The 23,569-nt window shown below is 54.3% G+C and carries 19 protein-coding genes and 1 pseudogene; 17 read left to right on the forward strand and 3 right to left on the reverse strand.

Annotated elements, in window-relative coordinates:
* The first annotated feature begins 398 nt into the window (after window positions 1-398).
* From ACR0AA_RS22375 to ACR0AA_RS22405, 7 genes and pseudogenes are all read left to right on the forward strand, one after another.
* Entirely contained in the window at window positions 399-1,106 is a 708-nt protein-coding gene (locus tag ACR0AA_RS22375; protein ID WP_480666101.1) for an efflux RND transporter periplasmic adaptor subunit, read from the forward strand.
* A gap of 21 nt (window positions 1,107-1,127) precedes the next feature.
* A complete protein-coding gene (locus tag ACR0AA_RS22380; RefSeq protein WP_480666127.1) occupies window positions 1,128-1,364 on the forward strand; it encodes a hypothetical protein in 237 nt (78 codons plus the stop codon).
* 56 nt (window positions 1,365-1,420) lie between these two features.
* A pseudogene (locus ACR0AA_RS22385) lies at window positions 1,421-4,455 on the forward strand (efflux RND transporter permease subunit).
* Between the two features lie 552 nt (window positions 4,456-5,007).
* Window positions 5,008-5,259: a hypothetical protein gene (locus ACR0AA_RS22390; protein WP_480666102.1), complete on the forward strand. Its 252-nt coding sequence runs from the start codon at window positions 5,008-5,010 to the stop codon at window positions 5,257-5,259.
* A gap of 184 nt (window positions 5,260-5,443) precedes the next feature.
* Window positions 5,444-6,901 (forward strand): xylulokinase, encoded by a 1,458-nt coding sequence (gene xylB, locus ACR0AA_RS22395; RefSeq protein WP_480757530.1) that lies wholly within the window; start codon window positions 5,444-5,446, stop codon window positions 6,899-6,901.
* Window positions 6,898-7,845, forward strand: a complete 948-nt coding sequence (locus ACR0AA_RS22400) for an aldose epimerase family protein (RefSeq protein WP_480666104.1) — start codon at window positions 6,898-6,900, stop codon at window positions 7,843-7,845. The genes xylB and ACR0AA_RS22400 overlap by 4 nt, the downstream gene beginning before the upstream one ends.
* 1 nt (window position 7,846) lies before the next feature.
* On the forward strand, window positions 7,847-9,148 hold the full coding sequence (locus ACR0AA_RS22405; protein WP_480757533.1) for a cytochrome-c peroxidase: 1,302 nt from the start codon (window positions 7,847-7,849) through the stop codon (window positions 9,146-9,148).
* Here ACR0AA_RS22405 and ACR0AA_RS22410 read toward each other — a convergent pair whose 3' ends face one another.
* Window positions 9,149-10,660, reverse strand: coding sequence for a CRTAC1 family protein (locus tag ACR0AA_RS22410; protein WP_480757535.1), 1,512 nt, complete (start codon window positions 10,658-10,660; stop codon window positions 9,149-9,151).
* Entirely contained in the window at window positions 10,650-11,867 is a 1,218-nt protein-coding gene (locus ACR0AA_RS22415) for an ROK family protein (protein ID WP_480757538.1), read from the reverse strand. The genes ACR0AA_RS22410 and ACR0AA_RS22415 overlap by 11 nt, the downstream gene beginning before the upstream one ends.
* A 151-nt stretch (window positions 11,868-12,018) precedes the next feature.
* Between ACR0AA_RS22415 and xylF the strand changes: the two genes are divergently transcribed.
* From xylF to xylA, 4 genes are read left to right on the forward strand one after another with little or no spacing between them, the layout of a single operon-like run.
* The gene (gene xylF, locus ACR0AA_RS22420; RefSeq protein ID WP_480666108.1) at window positions 12,019-13,038 is read left to right on the forward strand and encodes a D-xylose ABC transporter substrate-binding protein; all 1,020 of its coding nucleotides are present in this window, start codon (window positions 12,019-12,021) and stop codon (window positions 13,036-13,038) included.
* A gap of 60 nt (window positions 13,039-13,098) precedes the next feature.
* Window positions 13,099-14,397, forward strand: a complete 1,299-nt coding sequence (locus ACR0AA_RS22425; RefSeq protein ID WP_480757541.1) for a sugar ABC transporter permease — start codon at window positions 13,099-13,101, stop codon at window positions 14,395-14,397.
* Window positions 14,397-15,200: an ATP-binding cassette domain-containing protein gene (locus ACR0AA_RS22430; RefSeq protein WP_480666110.1), complete on the forward strand. Its 804-nt coding sequence runs from the start codon at window positions 14,397-14,399 to the stop codon at window positions 15,198-15,200. Before ACR0AA_RS22425 ends, ACR0AA_RS22430 begins: the two co-directional genes overlap by 1 nt.
* Window positions 15,201-15,209: 9 nt before the next feature.
* A complete protein-coding gene (gene xylA, locus ACR0AA_RS22435) occupies window positions 15,210-16,517 on the forward strand; it encodes a xylose isomerase (protein ID WP_480666111.1) in 1,308 nt (435 codons plus the stop codon).
* A 152-nt stretch (window positions 16,518-16,669) separates the two neighbouring features.
* Here xylA and ACR0AA_RS22440 read toward each other — a convergent pair whose 3' ends face one another.
* Complete coding sequence (locus tag ACR0AA_RS22440) at window positions 16,670-17,572, reverse strand: LysR substrate-binding domain-containing protein (RefSeq protein WP_480666112.1); 903 nt, start codon at window positions 17,570-17,572, stop codon at window positions 16,670-16,672.
* A gap of 178 nt (window positions 17,573-17,750) precedes the next feature.
* Between ACR0AA_RS22440 and ugpB the strand changes: the two genes are divergently transcribed.
* From ugpB to ACR0AA_RS22470, 6 genes are all read left to right on the forward strand, one after another.
* Window positions 17,751-19,061: a sn-glycerol-3-phosphate ABC transporter substrate-binding protein UgpB gene (gene ugpB / locus ACR0AA_RS22445; RefSeq protein ID WP_480666113.1), complete on the forward strand. Its 1,311-nt coding sequence runs from the start codon at window positions 17,751-17,753 to the stop codon at window positions 19,059-19,061.
* A gap of 60 nt (window positions 19,062-19,121) precedes the next feature.
* Entirely contained in the window at window positions 19,122-20,003 is an 882-nt protein-coding gene (ugpA, locus tag ACR0AA_RS22450) for a sn-glycerol-3-phosphate ABC transporter permease UgpA (protein WP_480757551.1), read from the forward strand.
* Between the two features lie 20 nt (window positions 20,004-20,023).
* Window positions 20,024-20,860 (forward strand): sn-glycerol-3-phosphate ABC transporter permease UgpE, encoded by an 837-nt coding sequence (ugpE, locus tag ACR0AA_RS22455; RefSeq protein ID WP_480666128.1) that lies wholly within the window; start codon window positions 20,024-20,026, stop codon window positions 20,858-20,860.
* Window positions 20,861-20,863: 3 nt separating this feature from the next.
* Window positions 20,864-21,919: a sn-glycerol-3-phosphate ABC transporter ATP-binding protein UgpC gene (gene ugpC / locus ACR0AA_RS22460; RefSeq protein WP_480757554.1), complete on the forward strand. Its 1,056-nt coding sequence runs from the start codon at window positions 20,864-20,866 to the stop codon at window positions 21,917-21,919.
* Window positions 21,919-22,866: a glycerophosphodiester phosphodiesterase family protein gene (locus tag ACR0AA_RS22465; RefSeq protein WP_480666115.1), complete on the forward strand. Its 948-nt coding sequence runs from the start codon at window positions 21,919-21,921 to the stop codon at window positions 22,864-22,866. Before ugpC ends, ACR0AA_RS22465 begins: the two co-directional genes overlap by 1 nt.
* Window positions 22,867-22,970: 104 nt before the next feature.
* Entirely contained in the window at window positions 22,971-23,420 is a 450-nt protein-coding gene (locus tag ACR0AA_RS22470) for an NUDIX domain-containing protein (protein ID WP_480666116.1), read from the forward strand.
* Window positions 23,421-23,569: the final 149 nt, after the last annotated feature.

The following is a 23,569-nucleotide window of genomic DNA, read 5'->3' on the forward strand; positions in this document are numbered from 1 at the left end:
ACCAATTCAAACGACGGCGCGCATTCCTGCCAAAAAACACTGGTCCCGAGGTTCCCTCATCCTGCGAAGTTGTCTAGTAAATCTAAAACAATGGAGATTTGACAAGGTGAGGTCAGGGCTCTTTTCACCTGCGCCCCCATAACAAATTCCGTTTTCTGACTTTGTTTTATAAACGCATACAATTCAAACAGCTTTTAGCGTCAAATTTGCTATTCAGGCCACCTTCACAGAGACGACGAGATGATCGCGGGCCGCACGGGAGGGGGAAATGATAAGATTATCTGTTTAGATTTTGGCCTTCGTGTTGCTTACGGGCTGCTGGGAGAAGGAAGAAGAAGCGACCGAGACTATTATTCGGCCCGTCAGAGCGACCGAGATTTCTGACCTATCCAGTTTGTATGACCGTTACTTTGTCGGGACTGCCAGAGCCGCGCGAAGTTTCGTTGGCCTTTCGCGTGCCGGGCAATGTTGTTGGTGTGGACGTTCAGGTTGGTGACCTTGTAACGAAAGGTGCAGTTATCGCGGCCCTGGAACCGGCCCTGTACCAGGCTGAAGTCGATCGGCTTATTGCCGAGCTTGAGAGCGCGCAGACGACGTTCGAAAACGCCAAATTGCAAACAGATCGGCAGCGATCCTTGGTTGGAAAAGATGTTGCTGCTCAGGCGACACTCGACCGATTTGTCGCGGGTGAAACATCAGCTCAGGCGGCAATCAATTCTGTCCAAGATGATCTGGACCGGGCCACTCTGGATTTGACCTATACAAGCTTGGCGGCACCGTTCGATGGCCGAGTGGTCGCGAAGTACATTGAAGATTTCGAAGAAGTCGCAGCACAGACTCCGGTGCTGCGCATTCTGGATGCCGTGCATATCGAAGTGGTGATTGATATTCCCGAACGATACATCGCCCTGGTCCCGCATATTGAGGATATAACCGTTACTTTTGACGCTTTGGGGGATGTGGTTCTATCGGCGGAAATCAGTGAGATTGGATCAGAGGCTTCGGCAACAACCCGGACCTTCCCTGTCACGTTGATTATGGAACAACCGGAAGACGCACTTGTTCTTCCGGGTATGGCAGGACGCGCCCGCGGCCAGCCAAAGTAAGGACACGAGCCATTTGATGCGATCACGGTTCCTGCCAGCGCGGTTTTCGTGCCGGAAGGGGAAGCCGATCCTCATGTCTGGGTGTTTGATACCGGCACAGAAACCATAACCGCGCGGAAAGTTTCGCTTGGCACACCCCGGTCCCAAGGGGTGGCCGTCAGCGATGGTCTGAAATTTGGCGAAGTGATCGTCACCGCAGGAGCGAACTCTTTGCGAGAGGGTCAGAAGGTTTCGCTACTTCCTGAGGGTACGGGGTAATAGGTCTAGCGGCATTCTCCATCCGCAATGCCAAATTCGTTTGGTTCACGGTTATCATGCTCACATTGGGCGGAGTTTCTGCGTTCTTCAGCCTTGGGCAGCCGGAAGCCCCCGAGTTCACCATCAAGATTGCAGTCGTGACCACCCTATATCCTGGTGCCAGCCCTGAGGAAGTTGAGCAGGAGGTCACGGAACGGATCGAGCTGAAACTCCAGGAGATTAAGGAGATCGACTACATCTCGAGCGATAGCAGGGCGGGTGTGTCGACCATTAAAGTCGAAATTCGCCCAAACTATTGGTCGGACCAACTGCCACAAATCTGCGACACGCTCCGTCCCAAAATCAGAGACGTGGAAACCGACCTGCCCCCAGGTGCAGTTCGTCCCGCGATCAACGATGATTTCGGAGATGTCTTTGGTCTGCTGCTGGCTATTACGTCTGATGGGTTCTCGGCGCGGGAGCTCGATGATTTCGCAGAAGACTTCAAACGAGAGCTCTCGTTGATCGATGGCGTCGGCCGCGTCGATCTTTGGGGCACACGCGACAGGGTCATCCATATGGAAACACGGGAAGAAACCTTGTCTGCATTGGGTGTTTCGGCTCAAACCGTCCTCAATACCCTGCAGACGCAGAATGCAATTGTGGATGCGGGGCGAGTGAATATCGGTGACGACCGCATGCGCATTGCGCCAAGCGGTACATTTACTAGCCCGTCTGATATCGCAGATTTGGTCGTTCGTCCTAGTAGCCTAGATCAGGCTCAAAGTGGGCAACTTCGGGGGCCCGAGCTTCTGCGATTAGGAGAAATCGTTGAGGTCAAGGAGGGCTATGCCGATCCACCAACGACCATGATGCGCTATAACGGACCCCCGTCTATTGGGTTGGCGATATCTTTCCAGTCTGGTGTCAACGTTTTCAGCGTTGGGGAAGCCGTAGACGCGAGAGTAAATGAACTGATTGCAGGCCTGCCCGTGGGCATCGAGGTTGAACGGGTCCATTGGCAATCTGACGACGTGAATCTGGCCGTCAGCAGTTTCTTGATCAGCCTCGGACAGGCTGTAGCGATTGTGCTGGTCGTTCTGACTCTGGCGATGGGTGTTCGCATGGGGATCATCATCGGCAGCGGATTGATCCTGACGATCCTAACTACTTTCATACCTTTGGCGGCACTGGGCATTGATCTTCAGCGGATGTCTTTGGGCGCGTTGATCATTGCGCTAGGCATGATGGTCGACAATTCGATCATTGTCTCAGATGGCGCGATGGTGCGGATGTCGCAGGGAATGGATCGCGCGAAAGCCGCAATCGATGCCGCCACGCGCCCTGCTATGTCTCTGCTAGGGGCAACATTCGTCGCGATTATGGCCTTTTACCCCATTTTTGCATCGGTAGAGAGCGCAGGAGAATATTGTCGGACGCTCTTTTCAGTTGTCGGAATTGCACTGCTGGTCAGTTGGCTGCTGTCGATGACGGTCACGCCATTGCAGTGCGTTGCCATGCTGCCGGAGCCAAAGGGCGGGGCCAGTGAGACATTCGACACCGGTTTTTTTGCCGTTTACCGCCGTTTTCTGGCCGCCGCGATCCGCGCTAGCTATCTGACTACCGGAGTGGCCACTGGTGCTCTGGTCATTGCCGAGGTTGGCTTTGGTTCCGTCACACAGTTGTTCTTCCCGACCTCGTCGATGACCAAGTACATGATCGACTATTACGCGCCTGAGGAAACCCGGATCGAAGCCGTATCCGAGACGATCACCCGGATCGAAGAGCGGGTGGAGATGGATGATCGCGTGACGGGTATCGCCAGCTTCATCGGGGCTGGACCACCGCGTTTTTACTTGCCTGTCGACCCCGAAGGAACAAACCCGTCCTACGCGCAAGTCATTGTGAACGTCGAGGATTACCGCGACATTCCTGAGATGACCAAAGAGATCTCGCTTTGGATATCGGCGAATATGCCCGAAGCAACATCCTTCACGCGTCAATTCGGTGTGGGCCCCAGCAATACTTGGGCTTTTGAAAATCGTATTATCGGCCCCGCGGATGCCGATCCCGAAACTTTGCGCGAAATTGGCGACAGAGCAGTTGCGATACTGGATCAACATCAATGGACGAAGGTGGCGCGTACCGATTGGCGCAACCGACTCCTGGTAACCGTTCCTGACTATGATCAGGACCGAGCGCGGTGGACGGGTATTACCTACGAAGATCTTGGGAATACTACCAAGCGTGCCTTCGACGGGCGTTCGGTTGGCCTCTACCGCGAAGGCGACGAGTTTCTGCTGATCATAGTCCGGCCCGGAGCAGATGATGTAGCTGCCGTGGACAACTTTGAACTGCTGCAACTGCAGTCACCATTTTCTGTTGAGCCTGTCCCATTGGCACGGGTTGTTCGCGGCGTGAATGTCCGGCCAGAAGACCCCACGATCAATCGCCGCGACCGGCGCCGGGTTCTGACCGTCCAAGCCAATCCAATCGATAGTGTAACTCTGCCAAGCTATCGCGTCGCAGTTCTCGCTGATTTCGATGCTTTGGAGGCTGACTTGCCGCCGGGCTACAGCATGAAAGGGGTGGAGAGTACGAGGACACTGTGTCTGCGCAAGCGTCCTTGATTCCGGGGATGATACCCGCGTTTTCGATCATGGCACTTATCGTGGTCGGACTATTTAACTCATACCGCAGACCGTTGGTCATTTTCCTAACTGTAGCGTTTGTGCTGATAGGTATTGTTCCAAGCCTGCTTCTCACGAATACCCCGTTTGGCTTCGTCGCATTGCTCGGAGGCATGAGCCTGACGGGTATGATGATCAAAAATGCGATCGTTCTGATTGATCAGATCAACGACAACCTGGCCGAAGGTCAACCGGGTTACGACGCGGTATTGAATGCCGGCGCTTCCAGGCTTCGTCCCGTCGTGCTGGCAGCGGCAACTACTGTTCTGGGCGTAATACCGCTGCTGCCAGACGTATTCTGGGTGGGTCTTGCCGTCACGATCATGGGTGGATTGACCGCGGGCACGATGCTCACAATGATACTGGTTCCGGTCCTGTTCGCCACGGTGCATGGCATTCGACAATCACCGGCGGTCGTTTGACGTCGCCTTTCAAACGGCCCTTGGATCGATTGTTGCATTTGTGAAGCAGGACGTTCTGTAGCCTGGCGGGTTATTTCGGGGGATAAGATGGACAATACAATACTGTACTTTTTAGTTGGCATCTTCGTCGTTGGCCTAATCTCGTTGGGATTTTTCGCCAGAGGTAGCGGAGCTCTTCTAGTGATTGCGATACTGGTTGGTGTGTTGTTGGCGATGATCGGTTTTTTTGGAGGCTACTTTGGCGAAGCACCAAAGTGAGGTTGGACAGACATTTTATTAAAATGTGTTGCTAGTTAAGGGAAACGTCAGCTGAACCAAGAACATGGCTTTTGGGATGCCCTAGGTTGCAGCTGTGAAAAAATGGATTTCCTGTTTTAAGGTCCGACTTTCACAAACGGCTTCCAATGAGTGTTCTTGCTGCGATAGCGCGTTTCTAACTTGAGCCCATCCGATGAGCCCGCAGAAGTTTTGCGCCAAACTGGTTTTGACGTTTTCAAAACCCATCAACCGCAGGCCAAAAGAACCCAGGCAACCTAAGCAATGATGTAATCTATGATCACTATGCGCCGTAAACCGAATGGGTTCGAAACATTTGGGATGCGGCAAAGAAAAAGTCGAAGCTGGGCAAACAATGTCGCCATCGGCCTGCAAGACAGAGATGTCGATGAAGAAGCACTTAGCAGGCAGTTCGAGGATTGGCCCGTCGATGGGATGAAAATCACCATAATTGCGCGTCCGAAAGCAACGTTGGAAGGTTATTATGGCAATAAACTACATGATATATACGGATATGGAGCTGAATGAGCTTCAAGCTCGGTTTAACACAGTATCGCAAACCGCTCATGACTTGCGGGAAACTTGGAGTGCAGGCGAGAAAATCAGCCTCGCGGCCAAAGTGCGGTGGGAGAGGATTCCTTTGACAGCACCTTGACAAGATCTCTGTTTCTATAAATTTTATCTGCTAAAATAAATCGTGGGATCGTGCCGAATGTATCTTGGGTTGGATTTGGGGACGTCGGGTCTCAGAGGAATTCTGGTGGATGACGCCGGTCTTGTTGTCGGTGATGCCGAAGTCAACATTGCGACCTCGTCGCCCAAACCCGGTTGGTCCGAGCAGAACCCCTTGGATTGGATCAACGCTTGCGAAGAGGTTGTCAGCAAGCTCCGCGAAATTAACGCGCAAGCGGTCTCAAGATTGCGTGGCATTGGCCTAAGCGGACACATGCACGGCGCGACGCTTCTGGATCGCGGTGGCGAAGTGCTGAGGCCCTGTATTCTTTGGAACGATACGCGGTCAGCCGATGAGGCGAGGAGACTGGATCAAACACCAGAGATGCGCACCATATCGGGAAATATTGTATTCCCGGGGTTTACTGCGCCGAAACTGGAGTGGGTGCGTACGCATGAGCTGGATGTGTTTTCAAAGGTAGACAAGGTGTTGCTGCCGAAAGACTATTTGCGGTTTTGGCTGACTGGTGATTATGTCTCAGACATGTCAGACAGCGCAGGTACATCCTGGCTTGGCGTTGATGCGCGGCAGTGGTCAGAAAAGGCGCTCGCCATGGGTCACATGCGTGTCGACCAGATGCCGCGCTTGGTCGAAGGCAGTGAGCCGGGTGGAGCGTTGAAGGCCCGTTTGAGGCGGGAGTGGGGGCTGTCGAATCCGGTTGTTGTGGCTGGCGGTGCTGGCGACAATGCTGCCGCAGCTTGCGGGATCGGGAGCATCAACGACGGCACCGGTTTTGTCTCACTCGGAACATCCGGCGTGTTGCTTGTTGCGCGGGAAGCCTATGCTCCTGATCCGGAAACTGCCGTACACTGTTTTTGCCACGCAGTCCCCGATCGGTGGATACAAATGGGCGTCATGCTTTCAGCAACGAACAGCATGAACTGGCTTGCTCGCAATCTGGGTGAACCCGTGGAAAATCTCGCCTCAGCTATGCCCGAAAAACTGAATGGACCTTCTGTGATCACGTTCCTGCCATATCTGTCAGGAGAACGGACACCGCATAACGATAGCCATATCCGAGGTGCGTTTTTGGGTGTGGATGTTTCGTCGGAACCAGCTGAGCTGACCCAGTCTGTAATGGAGGGTGTTTCTTTTGGAATGAGAGATTGCCTGGAAGCACTGAAGAGCACAGGAACCCAGCCAAATAGCCTTATGGCGGTAGGGGGAGGTGCACGATCTCGGTTCTGGCTGGAAACCCTGGCTACTGTTTTGCAAGTTCCACTGGATTTGCCAAAAGGCAGCGAATTCGGTGCCGCTTTGGGCGCTGCGCGACTCGCGATATGTGCTGCAAACGGCGCTGAACCAGCGCAAGTCATGACACCGCCGGAAATTCAGGAACGCATCGAACCACGCGGCGATCTGATTGACGCCTACGAAAACGAATACCGGAGATACAAGCAATTCTATCAGGCGCTTGCGCCGTTGGCAGTAAGATGAATCCAGAAAAGGATAAAGCCTCTGGAATTGAAACCGCTATTCTCACCGATGGGGATATGCGTGTTTCGGTTTTGAACTATGGGGCGATCACGCAGGGTTGGTGGTACAAGGACGTGCCGCTCATCCTTGGGTTCAAGGACCCAAGTGAGTATCTCACCGATACGCGTTACCTGGGCGCAATCGTCGGGCGCGTTGCCAACCGGATCAGCGGCGCAACGTTTGGCTTGGAAGGTGTTAGTTTTGAACTGACCGCCAACGAGGGCAAAAACACATTACATGGCGGCGACGATGGCCTGTCTAGCCAGTTCTGGGACCTCGAACAGATTGCACGGAATGAGGTCTTGTTGAGCTACGTTTCTCGCGACGGGGAGAGCGGCTTTCCAGAGGAAATCAGGTTCGAGGTCAGGATCTGCATACAGGGTCCGCGCTTGGTCTATTCAATGGCTGCACAGCCCGGCCGGCCGACGCCAATAAGCATTGCGCAACATAACTATTACACTTTGGGTGCTGCCGATGGCGTGGACCGGCACAATCTGAAACTCGCTTCAAATCGGTATCTGGAAATCGACGATCAGGGTATCCCGTCGGGCAGGGTGCTTGCGACCGACGAAAACGGGTTGGATTTTTCAACGCCCAAAACGATTGGAAGTGTTCCCGAAGGAATCGATCACTATTTTTGCTTTGATCATGATCGCAGCCCAAAAGTTCCGGTGGCGGAACTCACTTCACCTTCTGGGCTTGCGTTGACAGTCTACTCTGACCAACCCGGAGCGCAGGTGTATTCGGGCTACAAGGGGACGGAACCGCTTTGCGCTTCGCGTGGTGTGTGCATTGAGCCATCGGGTTATCCAAACGCACCGAATATCTCGTCGTTTCCCTCTATAATTTTTACTCCGGAGAACCCGTATCGGCAGGAACTTACCTTAGAGGTGTCTGAGGAATGACATGAGAGCAGGTTCGCTATTCTTGGTTTTCGGCTTAACAATCTCAGCGGTGGGTGGTGCGCGTGCCCAATCGCTTGGCCCTTTGCCGGAGTTCATCGAACCCGACTTGGCAAGTGTCGAGCTGGGGCGGTTGCTGTTCTATGACCCGATTTTGTCTGGCAACAGAAATATCAGCTGCGCCACCTGCCATCATCCCAAGCTTGGTACGTCAGACGGTCTTTCCCTTGGCATAGGGGAAGGGGGGGTTGGGCTGGGTCCAGAGCGAACGCTGGACCCAGAGAACACTCCGGAGCAACGTATTCCTCGAAACTCGCCTGGGCTTTGGAACCTCGGAGCCACTGAGTTCACGACTTTTTTCCATGATGGACGGCTCGAATCAGACTCAACGCAACCTGACGGAATCAGAACCCCCTTGGGTACTCATATGCGGTCCGGCTTCAAGTCCGCGCTGGCCGCACAAGCCATGTTCCCGGTTTTGTCGGCGGACGAAATGGCGGGTCATTACTCCGAGAATGACGTGAGCAAGGCGGTCCGTCTTGGATTTTTAACGCAGCAAGGCGGTGCGTGGGATCTGATTGCAGAACGTGTTGCGGCCATTCCGGAGTACGAGCAGCGGTTTGAGGATATAGCGCCGGATGATGAGATTACGTTCACGGCAATTGCTAACGTAATCGCGGACTTTATCGCATTCGAGTGGCGTGCGGACAACAGCCCGTTCGATCGCGCAATGCGAGGTGAGGCCAAGTTGTCGCAAGAGGCCGAGATAGGTATGGGCTTGTTCTATGGAAAGGCCGGTTGCAGCAACTGCCACTCGGGCTGGTTCCAGACTGATCACAAGTTTCATTCGATCGCACTGCCGCAAATTGGTCCGGGAAAGGCGGCGCGGTTTGAAATCCATGTCAGGGACGACGGGCGTCTTCGCGTGACCGGTTACGACGAAGGTGCGTTTGCTTTCCGCACGCCATCTTTGCGCAACGTGACGCTGACAGCCCCGTACGGACACAACGGAGCTTATGCCGAACTTGAGGACATCGTGCGGCATCATTTGGACCCGGTAATGTCTTTGCGAAATTACTCGATTGAGATGGCTGCATTGCCAGCCTTCCCGGGCTCCGAAGATCATAAGGCAATGTCAGACGGCCAGCACTTAAACGCAATTGCCCAAAGCAACAGCTTGTCGAAAGTAAACCTGACGGATCAGGAAATCGAAACTCTTCTCAGCTTTTTGGCAAGCCTTGAAGACCCGGCAGAGCGGCTAGGTGTGCCGGATCAAGTCCCTAGCGGACTGCCGGTGGATCAATAGTCAGCGTTGGATTCGAACAATTTGTTTAGAGAGGTGTTTCTGCCACTCGCTGGCCGATCCATCCGGCCAGATCACGCGAACCTGAACCTGGTTATCGCTACCAAGACCAAAATGATGAAAGCCAGCGATCCCACCGGCATGTCCACCGCCAATTGTCAGTTCTCGTGTCTGAACACCATGCGAGGTTTTGATTTCAACAAATCCACCGACGGCTGCACGGTTAGCTTGACCTTGATTGATATCCAGCAGCAGCCAATTGCCACTCAGCGAAGTGTTCTGGCTGACTTCGAGATCTGAACCTCGGTTGACGACCACAAGATCCAGCCGACCGTCGTTGTTTAGGTCTGCGAGCGCCGCACCGCGAGATTTCGCCATCGACGCAACGCCAGCATCTGCCGCAGCTTCAAGGAACTGACCATCGAAGTTCTGCAATAGCAGGTTGTTGGGATCGTTCAGAGCGGCATCGGGCATTTGCTCTACATTGCCTTTGGCCGCGAATATGTCGTCCCTGCCGTCGTTATTGACGTCGCCAAATTGTGCGTGCCACCCGGTGGATGGCCTTCCGTCTTCGCCGATATGTGGTCTATGAGCGGTCGTTCCCTTTTCGTAAGTTGCATCACGCCATGTTGGGCCGTTCGGTACTGGATCAAAAATCTGGAGTTTCTGATCACCCATCGAGGTCAGATAAACTTCGGGAAATCCGTCCCCTGTAAGGTCCCGAGAGGCGATCCCCATTCCCCAGATCGAAAAAGGCAGCCAGCCTTCGTCTTCCGAGTATTGTCGCGGCTCAGGCTCCATAGCCCATAACTGCTCGTGGCCGCCGCGCACATAGTAGTGCCGGTCGTTGCTGACACGTAGATCAGCTCGGCCAGTTCTAGCCCAGTCCGAAAACAAAATCGAAAGCGAGCAATAGCCGGGTTCAAGGCGCAGCGGCTCATGGTACGAGCCATCTTCCGGGCGGTACAAAAGGGTTGGTCCGCAGGATTCAAAAGGGCCTTCGGGATCAAAGCGATCAACATAGGTGCCAAACGCCAACGTTGGTAAAGTTTGCCCGTTTTCCCATGTTGCTGAGAAACCTGTGGTCCAGTGATCCCCTGATCGAAAACCGAGTTGATCGAAAGGGCTGAATTGGCAGCCGGGATGGCCCTGAAGAAGCAGGTCTGGGCCAACACGCAAAATCGCCAGATCCATTATGCCATCACTATCAACGTCAAGTGGGTACGCGCCGGTCACACCGGTCAGCGAAAGATCCTCAGGCGTTTCTATCCGAAAAGATATCTGATCTCTCGAGGTGTTTATGAACAGTTGAGATCGGTTGGATCCGCCAGCCAAAAACAGCTCTGGAAAGGTGTCCCCATTGCAATCGAAAACTGCCACTCCGCCGCCGACAAAATGCTCCCAACCGCCATCATAGACATGTTTTGGCACATCCACATTTGTAAACTGGGGAATAACAGTGTCCGCATTCGCGACATTGGCAAATGCCACAAGTATCGCAAGCTCAGGACGCATTTGCCGTCAGCTCCTTGACCTTAAGAATCGAGATTTGTTCAATTCCATAGGCTGCAGCCCCCTTGGCCCACATCATGTCACCCCAGTGATGAACTTTAATCTGGGGCAAAGGTGCGTCGACATTCACAACGCCGTTTCGAATGCGGGTCATTACTTCGCTGGAACACAAATGCTCAAAGCTCATTTGTGCCCCCGAGACGATAATGCACTCTGGGTCATACAAATTGATCAGGTTGGAAATCCCGAGGCCAAACATCTGACCTGCGCGGGCAAGCACCGACGATGCTCGGTCATCACCCGAGTTGGCGCGGTCATGTATGTCGGAAACAGAGTCCATGCCGTTGGTATGACCTGTGACTGTCATCTCACGGATCAGGGCATAATCGCCTACGTAGGCTTCTAGACACCCGCGTTGGCCGCATTGGCAAAGGGCCCCGTCAAGTCGAACTTTGGTGTGCCCGAATTCAGCGCCGCAGCCTCGCTCTCCACGGTAAAGTTTGCCATCCAGAACGATACCGAGGCCAACACCGTGTTCGATCGTAACGACGAGGAAGTTCTTTAAACCCTTGCCCAAGCCAAAAAGCTGTTCGGCCTTGGCGACAAGATTGGCGTCGTTGTCAACGAATGCAGGGCAGGGCAGCTCATTTGAAAGCAAGTGGCTGAAATCAATATTTCTCTCAGTAATCGAAGAAGACCAGTGGACAAAATTCCTGTTTGCATCGACCAGTCCAGCCACCCCGATGGATACACCTGCCAAATGAGCGACGGATTGGTCGATCTGATTGCAGGTTTCTTCAAGTGCTTCGCGGATCGCCGATACAAATTCTTGCGGCGACATTCTGGCGTGATCCAGAGCATATTTATGGGATGCGACTTCGTTACCTTCAAAGTCGACCAAGATAACTGAGATCACTTGCCGAGCCACTTTTAGACCGGCCACAAGGTGCATCTGGCCGTCCAATTGCAGCAATACTCTGGGTCTGCCTCTTTTCCCCGACTTGGACTGTGCCTGGCTTTCAGTCTCCTTCACCAGCCCGGCTGAGATGAGATCAGCCGTGGCTGCGGTGACGGTCGCAGGGCTGGTTTGCAAGGCGGAAGCAATATCGATCCGCGAGACGGATCCCTTTGCTCTGATGTGCTCCAGTACCCGCAGGCGGGTCGTATTTCTTTGTTCCAAAGAAACCGGAGAGGCTTTGCTTTTCAGCATCTTGTCCTCGCGAATCTTGCTGTTGGCCCAATCTATTTGAATTTGAGTGCCTCTTGTAGAGTAAATATTTTACCGACTGAAATAAATATGGTATTCAAATTTGTGAGAGCCGCGAATCGAAATGCGATGGCTCGGCAAATGGGAGGAAATCATGAAAAGAATTCTCAGCATTTCGGCTGCGGCCACTTTGTTGGCTTCGACCGCATTCGCAGAGCCAGTGGTCGGCGTAAGCTGGTCGAACTTTCAGGAAGAGCGTTGGAAAACGGATGAGGCGGCAATCAAATCGGCGCTTGAAGCAGGCGGTGCCGAGTACATTTCGGCAGACGCGCAATCGTCCTCAGCAAAGCAGCTATCGGACATTGAAAGTCTGATCGCCCAAGGCGTGGACGCGCTTATCATCCTGGCGCAGGACGCGCAGGCCATCGGGCCGGCTGTTCAGGCTGCGGCAGACGAAGGTATTCCGGTCATTGCTTATGATCGCCTGATTGAGGACGATCGCGCATTTTATCTGACCTTTGACAACGTGGAAGTCGGTAGAATGCAGGCGCGCGCTGTTTTTGAGGCCATGCCCAAGGGCAATTATGTGATGATCAAGGGCTCTCCGACTGACCCGAACGCGGACTTCCTCCGCGGTGGACAGCAAGAGATTATCGGGGCAGCCGTCGACAGCGGTGACATCGTAATCGTTGGCGAAGCCTATACGGATGGTTGGCTGCCCGCGAACGCGCAGCGGAACATGGAGCAAATCCTGACTGCAAATGAAAATAACGTCGATGCGGTCGTTGCATCGAATGACGGTACTGCAGGTGGTGTTGTTGCAGCTCTGACCGCGCAGGGCATGGAAGGCATTCCCGTGTCCGGCCAGGACGGCGATCACGCAGCGTTGAACCGCGTCGCGCTGGGCACGCAGACCGTTTCGGTTTGGAAGGACGCTCGTGAACTCGGAAAGGCCGCTGGCGAAATCGCCGTCGCGCTGAGCGGTGGGACAAGCCCCGCTGATGTCGAAGGCGCAGTTAGCTGGACATCGCCCGGTGGCACCGAGATGAACTCGGTCTTCCTCGCGCCCGTTCCGATCACCAAGGACAACCTGTCCGTTGTCGTGGACGCTGGGTGGATCCCATTGGAAGATCTGTGCCAGGGCGTTGAAAACGGACCTGCTCCCTGCAACTAAACTTCAAAGTCCCTGGCCCTGTCTGGGCCGGGGACCATTGCTGAATATGAAAGATCGGAAATGACCGAAACTTCGTCTCAGCCGGTACCTGAAAAAGCGAAACCCAACCTGTTCCAGCAACTGGAACTGGATATGCGGCTTTTGGGAATGATCGGCGCGTTTGTCATCCTTTGCATCGGGTTCAACATCTTTACTGACGGGCGTTTCCTGACGCCTCGGAACCTGTTCAACCTGTCCATCCAGACGGTTTCGGTCGCCATCATGGCGTGCGGGATGGTGTTCATCATTGTCACGCGACACATCGACCTGTCGGTTGGAGCGCTGCTTGCAACAACCTCGGCCGTGATGGCAATGACGCAAACCGAGCTTTTGCCGCAAGTCCTTGGGATGGGTTTGAACAATCCTGCAACCTGGGCGATCACCATTGTCGTCGGGCTGTTTGTCGGCACGCTGATTGGTGCGTTTCATGGCTGGATGGTTGGTTATCTGACGATACCGGCTTTCATCGTCACGCTTGGCGGGTTTCTGGTTTGGCGAAACGTGGCGTGGTATTTGACCAGCGGCCAGACGATTGGGCCTCTGGATAGTACGTTCCTGATGTTTGGCGGGACCAACGGAACTTTGGGAACAACGACAAGCTGGCTTTTTGGGCTGTTCGCGTCTGCGATCGCCATCTGGGCTTTGTGGAGTGGCCGCCGCGCAAAAGCGTCACACGGTTTTCCGGTAAAACCTGTTTGGGCCGAGGCCACTCTGGCCGGAATAATTGCAATCGCCATCCTTGGATACGTTTACATCGTAAACAGCTACGCCATTCCAACGCGCCGGCTACAACGCTTGTTCGAAGCGCGCGGTGAGACGATGCCCGAGGGGCTGGTCGTCGGATACGGCATACCGATTTCCGTTCTCATTTTGATCATCGTGGCGGTTACCCTGACGATAGTTGCGCGGAAAACCCGGTTCGGCCGATACATCTTTGCCACCGGCGGTAACCCGGATGCGGCAGAGCTTTCGGGTATCAATACACGGCTGCTTACCGTGAAGATATTTGCACTGATGGGGTTCCTGTGCGCCGTGTCCGCCGTGGTTGCCTCGGCGCGTCTGGCGAACCATTCGAACGATATTGGCACGCTGGATGAACTGAGGGTTATTGCCGCTGCAGTTATCGGAGGAACTGCGCTGTCGGGTGGCATCGGCACCATTTACGGCGCGATCCTTGGCGCATTGATCATGCAGGCGCTTCAATCGGGTATGGCAATGGTTGGCGTGGACGCGCCGTTTCAGAACATCGTTGTCGGCAGCGTTCTTGTGCTGGCTGTCTACATCGACATCGTCTACCGCAAGCGATTGGGGGCCAAGTGATGCAAGCTCAGGATACTCAGAAAACCCCCACCAACTCCGGTCGCGGATCGGGCGCGCCGCCATTGGTCGAGATGCGCGACATCTCGATTTCCTTTGGCGGGATCAAGGCCGTCGACCATGTCTCGGTCGATCTCTATCCGGGTGAAGTCGTTGGCCTGCTTGGCCACAATGGGGCCGGGAAGTCCACTCTGATCAAGGTGCTGTCGGGGGCCTATCAGATGGATCACGGCGAGATACTTATCGATGGCAAGCCGGTCGAGATCGGCAATCCCCGCGACGCCCGGGCGAACAATATCGAAACCATCTACCAGACGCTCGCCTTGGCCGACAATCTGGACGCGACATCGAACCTGTTCCTGGGGCGCGAGATGACGACGCCTTTTGGTTTGGTCAACGACGCGGCCATGGAGGCTGAGTGCCGAAAGATCATGGCCCAGCTCAACCCGAACTTTCAGAAGTTCAATGATCCGGTCTCCGCCTTGTCGGGTGGGCAAAGACAGTCTGTGGCGATTGCTCGGGCCGTCTACTTCAACGCCCGTATTCTGATTATGGACGAGCCGACAGCGGCGCTGGGTCCGCATGAAACGCAGATGGTGGCGGATTTGATCCACCAGCTTAAGGCGCAGGGCATCGGGATCTTCCTGATCGATCACGACGTGCATGCCGTAATGGAACTGTGTGACCGCGCCTCGGTCATGAAGAACGGGAAGCTGGTTGGGACGGTCAATATCGCAGACGTCACTGATGACGATCTTTTGTCGATGATCATTCTTGGCAAGCAGCCAGCACAAAAAGCAGAGTAGGGGGCAGAAATGCCAAGTGGATTTTTTGAAGGGATCGAACAGATCCGGTTTGAAGGTGTGGAAAGCACGAACCCGCTGGCCTTCCGGCATTACAACCCGGACGAGATTGTCCTGGGTAAACGTATGGAAGACCATCTGCGATTTGCGGTCGCTTGGTGGCACTCATTCGCGTGGGAAGGCGGAGACCCCTTCGGCGGGCCGACGTTCGAACGCCCTTGGCATCCACAGGACGACATGGGCCGGGCTCGCCTAAAGGCGGACATTGCCTTCGAACTGTTTGAGCTTCTGGGCCAGCCATTCTTCTGCTGGCACGACGCTGACATCCGGCCGGAGCAGGGCAATTTTGCCGATAACCTGAGAACTCTGGAGGAAATCACAGATTACATCGGGGAAAAGATGCAGGTGCCTGGTACCAAGCTGCTTTGGGGCACCGCCAATATGTTCAGCCATCGCCGCTGGATGTCTGGCGCCAGTACCAACCCTGATCCCGACGTTTTTGCATTTGCCGCAGCGACGGTAAAATCCTGCATGGATGCGACCCACAAACTCGGTGGCGAAAACTATGTTCTGTGGGGTGGGCGTGAAGGGTACGAAACCCTGCTGAACACGGATCTGACAACCGAACTAGACCACATGGGCCGGTTCTTGAACATGGTCGTGGAGTACAAACACAAGATTGGGTTCAAGGGCACCATTCTTGTGGAACCCAAACCTCAGGAGCCGTCCAAGCACCAATACGACTATGACGCCGCCACTTGTATCGGGTTTCTCAGGAAGTATGGGCTGGAGAACGAGGTGAAACTGAACCTCGAACAGGGGCATGCGATCCTTGCCGGGCACAGTTTCGAGCATGAAATTGCGGTTGCCGCCGCCGAAGGGATGCTGGGGTCGATTGATATGAACCGCAATGACTACCAATCCGGGTGGGATACGGACCAATTCCCCAACAATACACCGGAAGTTGCCCTAGCTTACTATTACATCCTGAAGGCTGGTGGCTTTACCACCGGGGGCACGAATTTTGACGCCAAAATTCGCCGGCAGTCAATTGATGCCACAGATCTGGTGGCGGCGCATGTCGGAGGGATGGACATCTGTGCACGTGGTCTGAAAGCTGCTGCCGCCATGATTGACGATGGCGGTTTGGAAGACGCGATGTCGGAACGGTACTCCGGTTGGAAGTCTCCACAAGCGAAGTCCATGTTGGGTAGTAGTTTGGAAGAAATTTCTGCCAGGGTTTTGCATGATGGCATAAACCCAGAACCACGATCTGGACGCCAGGAAATTCTGGAGAATTACGTGAACAGGTTTGTGTGACCAAAGAAATCCGCGGACGGTTTCAAAAATGCGACTTGGTTGGATGCAGTGACCGGCGGCGGCATGTCCATCGGAGCGGTATGGCCGAAGCCGAAGTCGACACCACCCCAGATGCGTATATCCTCGACGATTTCATGTGGTCATCGACGGGGTCACTCGGCCTGGAAAGGTTTCAAGCTTTCTTGAAACTGTTCGATGAATTCAAGTGTCACCAGTGACGGTTGCTTCAAAATCGGGCGTACAAGGGAGAGTGTATGTGACAAGAATGGTTTGAACGGTCGATAGCTCAATCCGCTCGCGGCGTATTGGACGGCGTCCAACTCGCTTACCACAGAAACGCCGACACCTTTTACCGCTAATTCACAAGCTGCTGTGAATTGCCTGACTTCAATGTGGGAATTCAGTTTCACATTGGCGTTCTGAAACGCCTTTGAGAGTCGCCCAAAAAAGTCGCTGTCGCGTCGTGTGTGAATTATCTTGGCCTTTGCAAGATCCGCGGGTGTCACCTCAGAGAAGTTTTCCAATTCATGTCCAGTTGGAAACACGCAAACTGTGCGGACATCGATGTTTCTGCTTTCGACAGCTGGATGACCATTAAAGCTGTCGGTGATTCCAAAATCATATTGCTCACCGATCATCCATTCGAGAATGCGTTCCGGTCTGTCAGGCTCGATCGTCATGGTTACACCTGGCCTATCTTCCAAAAACCTGGCGACGACGTTGGGAAGGTGACTGGTGGCGAACCCGGGTAAACATGCGACGCGGATGTGCCCTGCTTTGCGTTGGGTTATGTCCTGACTGACATCCGAGATCTGCTTCATCAGCTCAAGAACCCGTTCTACGCTGGGTTGTAGGTAACGCACCTCCTGTGTTGGCACCAACCGACCTTCGCGGCGATCAAAAAGTTGAAACCCAAGCGATTTTTCAAGATCGGATAACAGTCGGCTGACCGCAGGCTGGCTTACCCCAAGATCCGCTGCTGCCGCTGTAACCGACCCATTTGTGGAAACTGCCATAAGGGCTTCCAATTGTCGGATCCTTAAAGTTTGACTCATTTTGGGACCAGTTATGTTGCTGTCTGGAATTAATATAATGTTGTGTTATATTTTTTTCCAAAACTAAATGCTTGAATTATAAATCTGTAACGTTAACGTCGTGAAACCGTCATGTATGCCGATTACGCATTGCGGTCGGTATTCAACGAAGCATCGAACCTGATGCATGGGAGGAATCATGAATAAGCAATTTCTCGGCGCTCTCGCCGTAACTACTGCGTTGTCCCCCGTGGCGGCGTTGGCGCAAACTGAAGTTCAATTCTGGCACGCCTTCACCGGCCGACTGGGTGAGCTTGTTAAAGCGCAGGTTGAAGAGTTCAACGCAAGCCAGGATGAGTTCGTCGTGGTCGAAAGCCACAAGGGTAACTACTCGGAAACTCTGAACGCAGGTATTGCGGCTTTCCGTGCCGGTGAGCAGCCCCACATCCTGATGGTGTTCGAAGTGGGCACGGCAACGATGATGTCGGCTGAAGGTGCGATCAAACCGGTCTATGAAGTGATGGCTGAAAGCGGAGCATCCTTTGATCCGGATGCATATATAGGGGCTGTCAAAGGTTACTATACGACTACGGACGGTGAGATGCTGTCGCTGCCTTTCAACTCGTCCACGCCTGTTCTGTGGGTCAACCGCGATGCCTTCGAAGCGGCGGGCGTTGATCCGGACACGGATCTGTCGACCTGGGAAAAGGTTGGCGACGTGCTTGAGCAACTGAAGGCTGGCGGCGAAGACTGCCCGCTGGTGACCGCATGGCAGAGCTGGATTCACCTCGAGAACCTGTCGGCCTATCACGACGTTCCGTTCGCATCGCAGGACAACGGTTTTGCCGGTTTGGATACTGAGTTGATGCTGAACGGTCCGGCGCAGGTCGCACACCTGACGGCAATGGGTGACTGGGCCAAGGATGGCAAGTTCATCTACACCGGGCGCAGAAACGAAGGTGGTGCAAATTTCCGGGCTGGCGAATGCGCGTTGTTTACGGAAAGCTCGGCCGGTTACGCAGGTATCAGCTCCGAAGCGGAGTTCGCCTTCGACGTGCGCCCGCTGCCCTATTGGGAGGCTGTCACCAGCGAGCCGCAGAACACGATTATCGGCGGTGCATCTCTTTGGGTAATGGAAGGCCATGATCCCGAGGAATACAAAGGCGTTGGTGAGTTCCTAAGCTTCCTTTCTTCCTCTGACGTTCAGGCGGCCTGGCACCAGAACACCGGTTATCTTCCAATCACGGCCGAAGCAGGTGAAGCTACTCGTGCCGCAGGTTTCTATGACGCAAACCCGGGTACCGACATCGCGGTGATCCAGATGACTGCGAAAGAGCCCACTGCAAATTCGAAAGGTCTGCGTCTGGGCTCGTTCGACCAGATCCGAGGCATCATCGACGAAGAGCTTGAGGCCGTCTGGTCCGGCGAGAAAACCGCTCAGGAAGCGATGGACAGCGCGAAAGAGCGCGGTGACGCGCTGCTGCGCCGGTTCGAGTCCGCCAATCAATAACTCTTAATTCGATGCGGGCCTTTTTTGGGCCCGCATTCGCATTTCTGGTGGACTAACAGGATGGAAAAACGCGTTACCTTCCGCGGCTGGCTTTTGCCATTGGCACTTATCGCCCCTCAGGTCATCATCTCCGCTGTTTTCTTCTTCTATCCCGCCGGTCAGGCGGTGTGGCAGTCCCTATTCATTCCTGACCCCTTTGGGCTGTCGTCCAAATTTGTCGGATTGGGTAACTTCGAATTTTTGCTGAGCGACAAGTTCTATCGCGCTTCTTTCGTGACAACGGCGGTGTTTTCGACACTCGTCACGCTGTGCTCGATGATCCCAGCCCTGTTTCTGGCGGTTATCGCAGACCGCCTTATTAAGGGTTCGGGTGTCTACCGAACGTTGCTGATCTGGCCCTACGCCGTTGCCCCCGCCGTGGCCGGTGTCCTGTGGCTGTTCATGTTCAACACGCGCGTTGGTGTCGTGTCGTGGTATCTCGGCCAGCTTGGCTATGACTGGAATCACGTTCTGAACGGCACCGAGGCCATGGGGTTGGTGGTCGTCGCCTCGGCCTGGGGGCGCATCAGCTACAACTTCTTGTTCTTCTTTGCGGCCCTACAATCGGTCCCAAGGTCGGTAATCGAAGCTGCCGCGATCGACGGTGCGCGCTTCTGGCGTCGGTTCTTCACAATCGTCCTGCCGCTGTTATCTCCGACAGCGTTCTTCCTGCTGGTGGTAAACGTGGTCTACGCCTTCTTTGAAACCTTCGGCGTAATCCACACCATTACCGGAGGCGGGCCGCAGCAGGCGACGACCATTCTGGTCTACAAAGTCTTCTCAGATGGGTTCGTTGGGCAGGACCTAGGTTCGTCCTCGGCGCAGTCAGTCATCCTGTTGATCGTCGTTGGCCTGCTGACCGTCATCCAGTTCAAATACGTGGAAAAGAGGGTGCATTACTGATGGCCGCCCAGCAACACGGAATGGTCGAAAATCGCGGGATGGGGATCTGGCTGACCCATGCGCTGATGATCCTTGGCGTTCTGATCATCTTCTTTCCGATTTGGCTGGCATTTGTCGCCTCGACCGTGACACAGCCGGAAATCGTGTCACCGCCTATGCCGTTAGTGCCGGGTGACCAGTTCTGGGAAAACTACAAAGCCGCGCTGTTTTCCGGCGTGAATGTCCCAGTTGCCACGATGCTGTTCAACAGCCTCGTGATGGCCATTGGGATTGCGGTGGGCAAGATCGTTATCTCGCTGCTCTCGGCCTTTGCGATTGTCTATTTCCGCTTTCCCGGCCGGACGACGTTTTTTTGGCTGATCTTCCTGACCCTTATGCTTCCGGTCGAGGTCCGTATCGTTCCAACGTTCGAAGTTGTCGCCGGGTTCGGTATGCTCAACAGCTATTATGGTTTGATCTTCCCTTTGATCGCCTCGGCTACGGCAACGTTCCTGTTCCGGCAGTTTTTTCTGACAATCCCGGATGAACTGGCCGAAGCGGCACGCGTCGATGGCGCCCGCCCGATGCGGTTCTTCATTGATATCGTGGTGCCCATGAGCCGGACCAACATCGCGGCGTTGTTCGTGATCCTGTTCATCTATGGATGGAACCAATACCTTTGGCCGCTTTTGATCACCACCGATCCCGAAATGAACACCATCGTGATGGGTATCAAACAAATGTTTCCGTCAGGCGACGACGTGGCCGAGTGGCCGGTCATCATGGCGACGTCCATTCTGGCGATGATCCCGCCGGTCATCGTGGTGGTGTCGATGCAAAAGCTCTTTGTCCGCGGCCTTGTCGATAGCGAGAAGTAAGAAATGGCAACAGTAACCCTTGAGAACGTCAAAAAGAGCTTTGGCCCGACGGACGTCATCCATGGCATCGATATCGACATCGCGGATGGTGAGTTCATCGTAATCGTTGGCCCCTCGGGCTGCGGGAAATCCACGCTACTGCGGATGGTTGCGGGTCTGGAAACGGTGACTGCAGGCGAAATCCGGATCGGAGAGGAACGGGCCAACGACAAAGAGCCGATGGATCGCGATATCGCGATGGTGTTCCAGAACTATGCGCTCTACCCACATATGTCCGTACGCCAGAACATGGGATATGGCCTGAAAATCGCCGGATTGCCGAAGGCCCAGATTGACCAGAAAGTGACTGAGGCCGCCAAGCTATTGCAGCTGGAACCCTTGCTGGATCGCAGACCCAGACAACTATCAGGCGGCCAGCGTCAGAGGGTGGCGATGGGTCGGGCTATTGTCCGCGAGCCAGCGGTTTTTCTGTTTGATGAGCCACTTTCGAACCTCGATGCCAAGCTGCGGGTTCAGATGCGTCTGGAAATTCGCGAACTCCAGGAAAAGCTGGGGATCACGGCGCTCTATGTGACCCACGATCAGGTCGAGGCCATGACGATGGCCGACAGGATGATCGTGATGAATGGTGGCATTGCCGAGCAGATTGGAACGCCGTTGGAAGTTTACGAAACGCCCAGAACTTTGTTCGCGGCACAGTTCATTGGCAGCCCCGCGATGAATGTGTTTGACGCCCAGCGTGAAAACGAAACGATCAAGATCGGTGAAATTGCGGTCGGCCGATCTGCAGGTCCTGATACCGCGTTAAAGCTGGGGATACGCCCAGAGCATCTGCTGTTGGCTGATAATGGTCCGCTAGAAGCGACGATTCAGATGGCAGAGCCGCTTGGGGCAAACACTCTGTTGCACGGTCAACTTGCGGGTATCGGCGGAGCGATCACGATAAGCCTACCGGGCGTCCACCCGATCGAAGGCCGGCATCCGAACATGCGGTTCTCGGTCGCCCCAGAGCACATGCATCTGTTTGACCAATCAACCGGTGAAAGGCTGGGCGGCTAATGGCGTTTCCTCAAGTCGAAGCCTTCCGTGGTGGAGAAAACCTGATCCGGGTCGTGGGCCATCGAGGGGCGCGAGGCGTATTGCCCGAAAACAGCATGATTGGTTTTGACTTCTCGCTGTCTATCGGTGTCCCGCTTCTTGAATTTGATGTTGTCCTGACGGCGGATGACGTGCCGGTCATAACTCATAATCATCGTCTGCACGCCCCGAGCTTTCGCGGCGTAGATGGCCAGTTTCTGACCGGCGAGGAACCGAAGGTGTCCTCATTGACTTTCGAGCAGATTCAGCAATTCGATATTGGACGGTTAGATGGGCAATCTGCCTATGGCCAACGCTTTCCAGACCAAGCCCAATTGGATGGCGTTCGAGTCCCAAGGCTGATGGACTTGCTAGATTTGGTAAGTGAACCAAAAAACGGCGATGCCTATCTGATGCTCGAACTGAAGTCGGATCCTGACGTGGCGCATGATCCGCTTCATAGGGAGAACTTTGTCGGGCGAGTTCTACAGGAAGTCCGCGCCAAAGGTCTTTCGTCGCGCGCGGTATTACACAGTTTTGATTGGAACCTTCTGGAGGAATGTCAGCGACAAGCTCCTGACATGCCGTCTTCTTACCTGACGCAGCTTCCGGATAACGCGGATGACGTTGGCGAGGATTCCTCGAAAGCGGTTTGCCCTGATTTTTGTGGTCGGCGTGATGAAATTCCGAAGTTGGTCAAGGAGGCTGGCGGATCGCTTTGGTGCCCGTACTACGCGGATGTAACGGCTGAAAATGTGGCGCGCGCAAAAGATCTGGGCCTATGTGTTGCCGTTTGGACGGTCAATGAGCACGAAGAAATAGGCAAGATGATCGACCTGCGCGTGGATGCAATCGTATCTGACTACCCCGGTCGGATTCAAAGGCATTTATCGGATTTGGGCATGAGGTGGCGTGTCAGAAACCAGTGAGTTCTGAGTTGCAAGAACCTGACGCTTTTTTATTTCTTCCAGTCACAATCGAGAAGGATAAATCACATTACCACTTTAATCTGGCCAGCTAGGCGAAAAGAATAGTGGTCCAGCGGAGCAAACAAGTTGCAGCACTGCCCCTGCAATTGTTCGGTGACCGCCTTAAGGTCCTCCTAATCACGTCGCGTGACACGGGGCGTTGGATAATGCCGAAAGGTTGGCCGATGGATGGCAAGAAAGACTGGCGTGCAGCAGAAATCGAAGCGCTGGAGGAGGCCGGGGTGGAAGGCACAATTTCTCGCAAACCCATCGGTGAGTTCGAATACGCCAAGTTTTTTAATGACGGTACCTGTGTCAATGTGAAAGCCACCGTCTATCCACTCTACGTCGATAAGGTAAAGCGCCGTTGGAGGGAAAGGCACCAAAGAAGAAGGCATTGGTTCTCGCCCAAGGGTGCTGCGAAAGCACTCAAGCAGCCAGATTTGGAAGATTTGCTCCTCGACCTAAAAAACAATCCAAGAAAGAACAAATCGATCCGCGAATTGTTACCATGAACAAAGGCAATGCCATTCATAACGCTTCTGGCTTAGAGCGGGTTAAACCGGAATGAGACGATATGATTTTCTTCTCTGCTGTCTGACGTCAGCACCAATGGGACAGTTTAGGTCGATTTGATAAGAGAGGGTTTCTGGCTCATCGTAAC

This window comes from Ruegeria sp. CE8 (assembly GCF_056537465.1).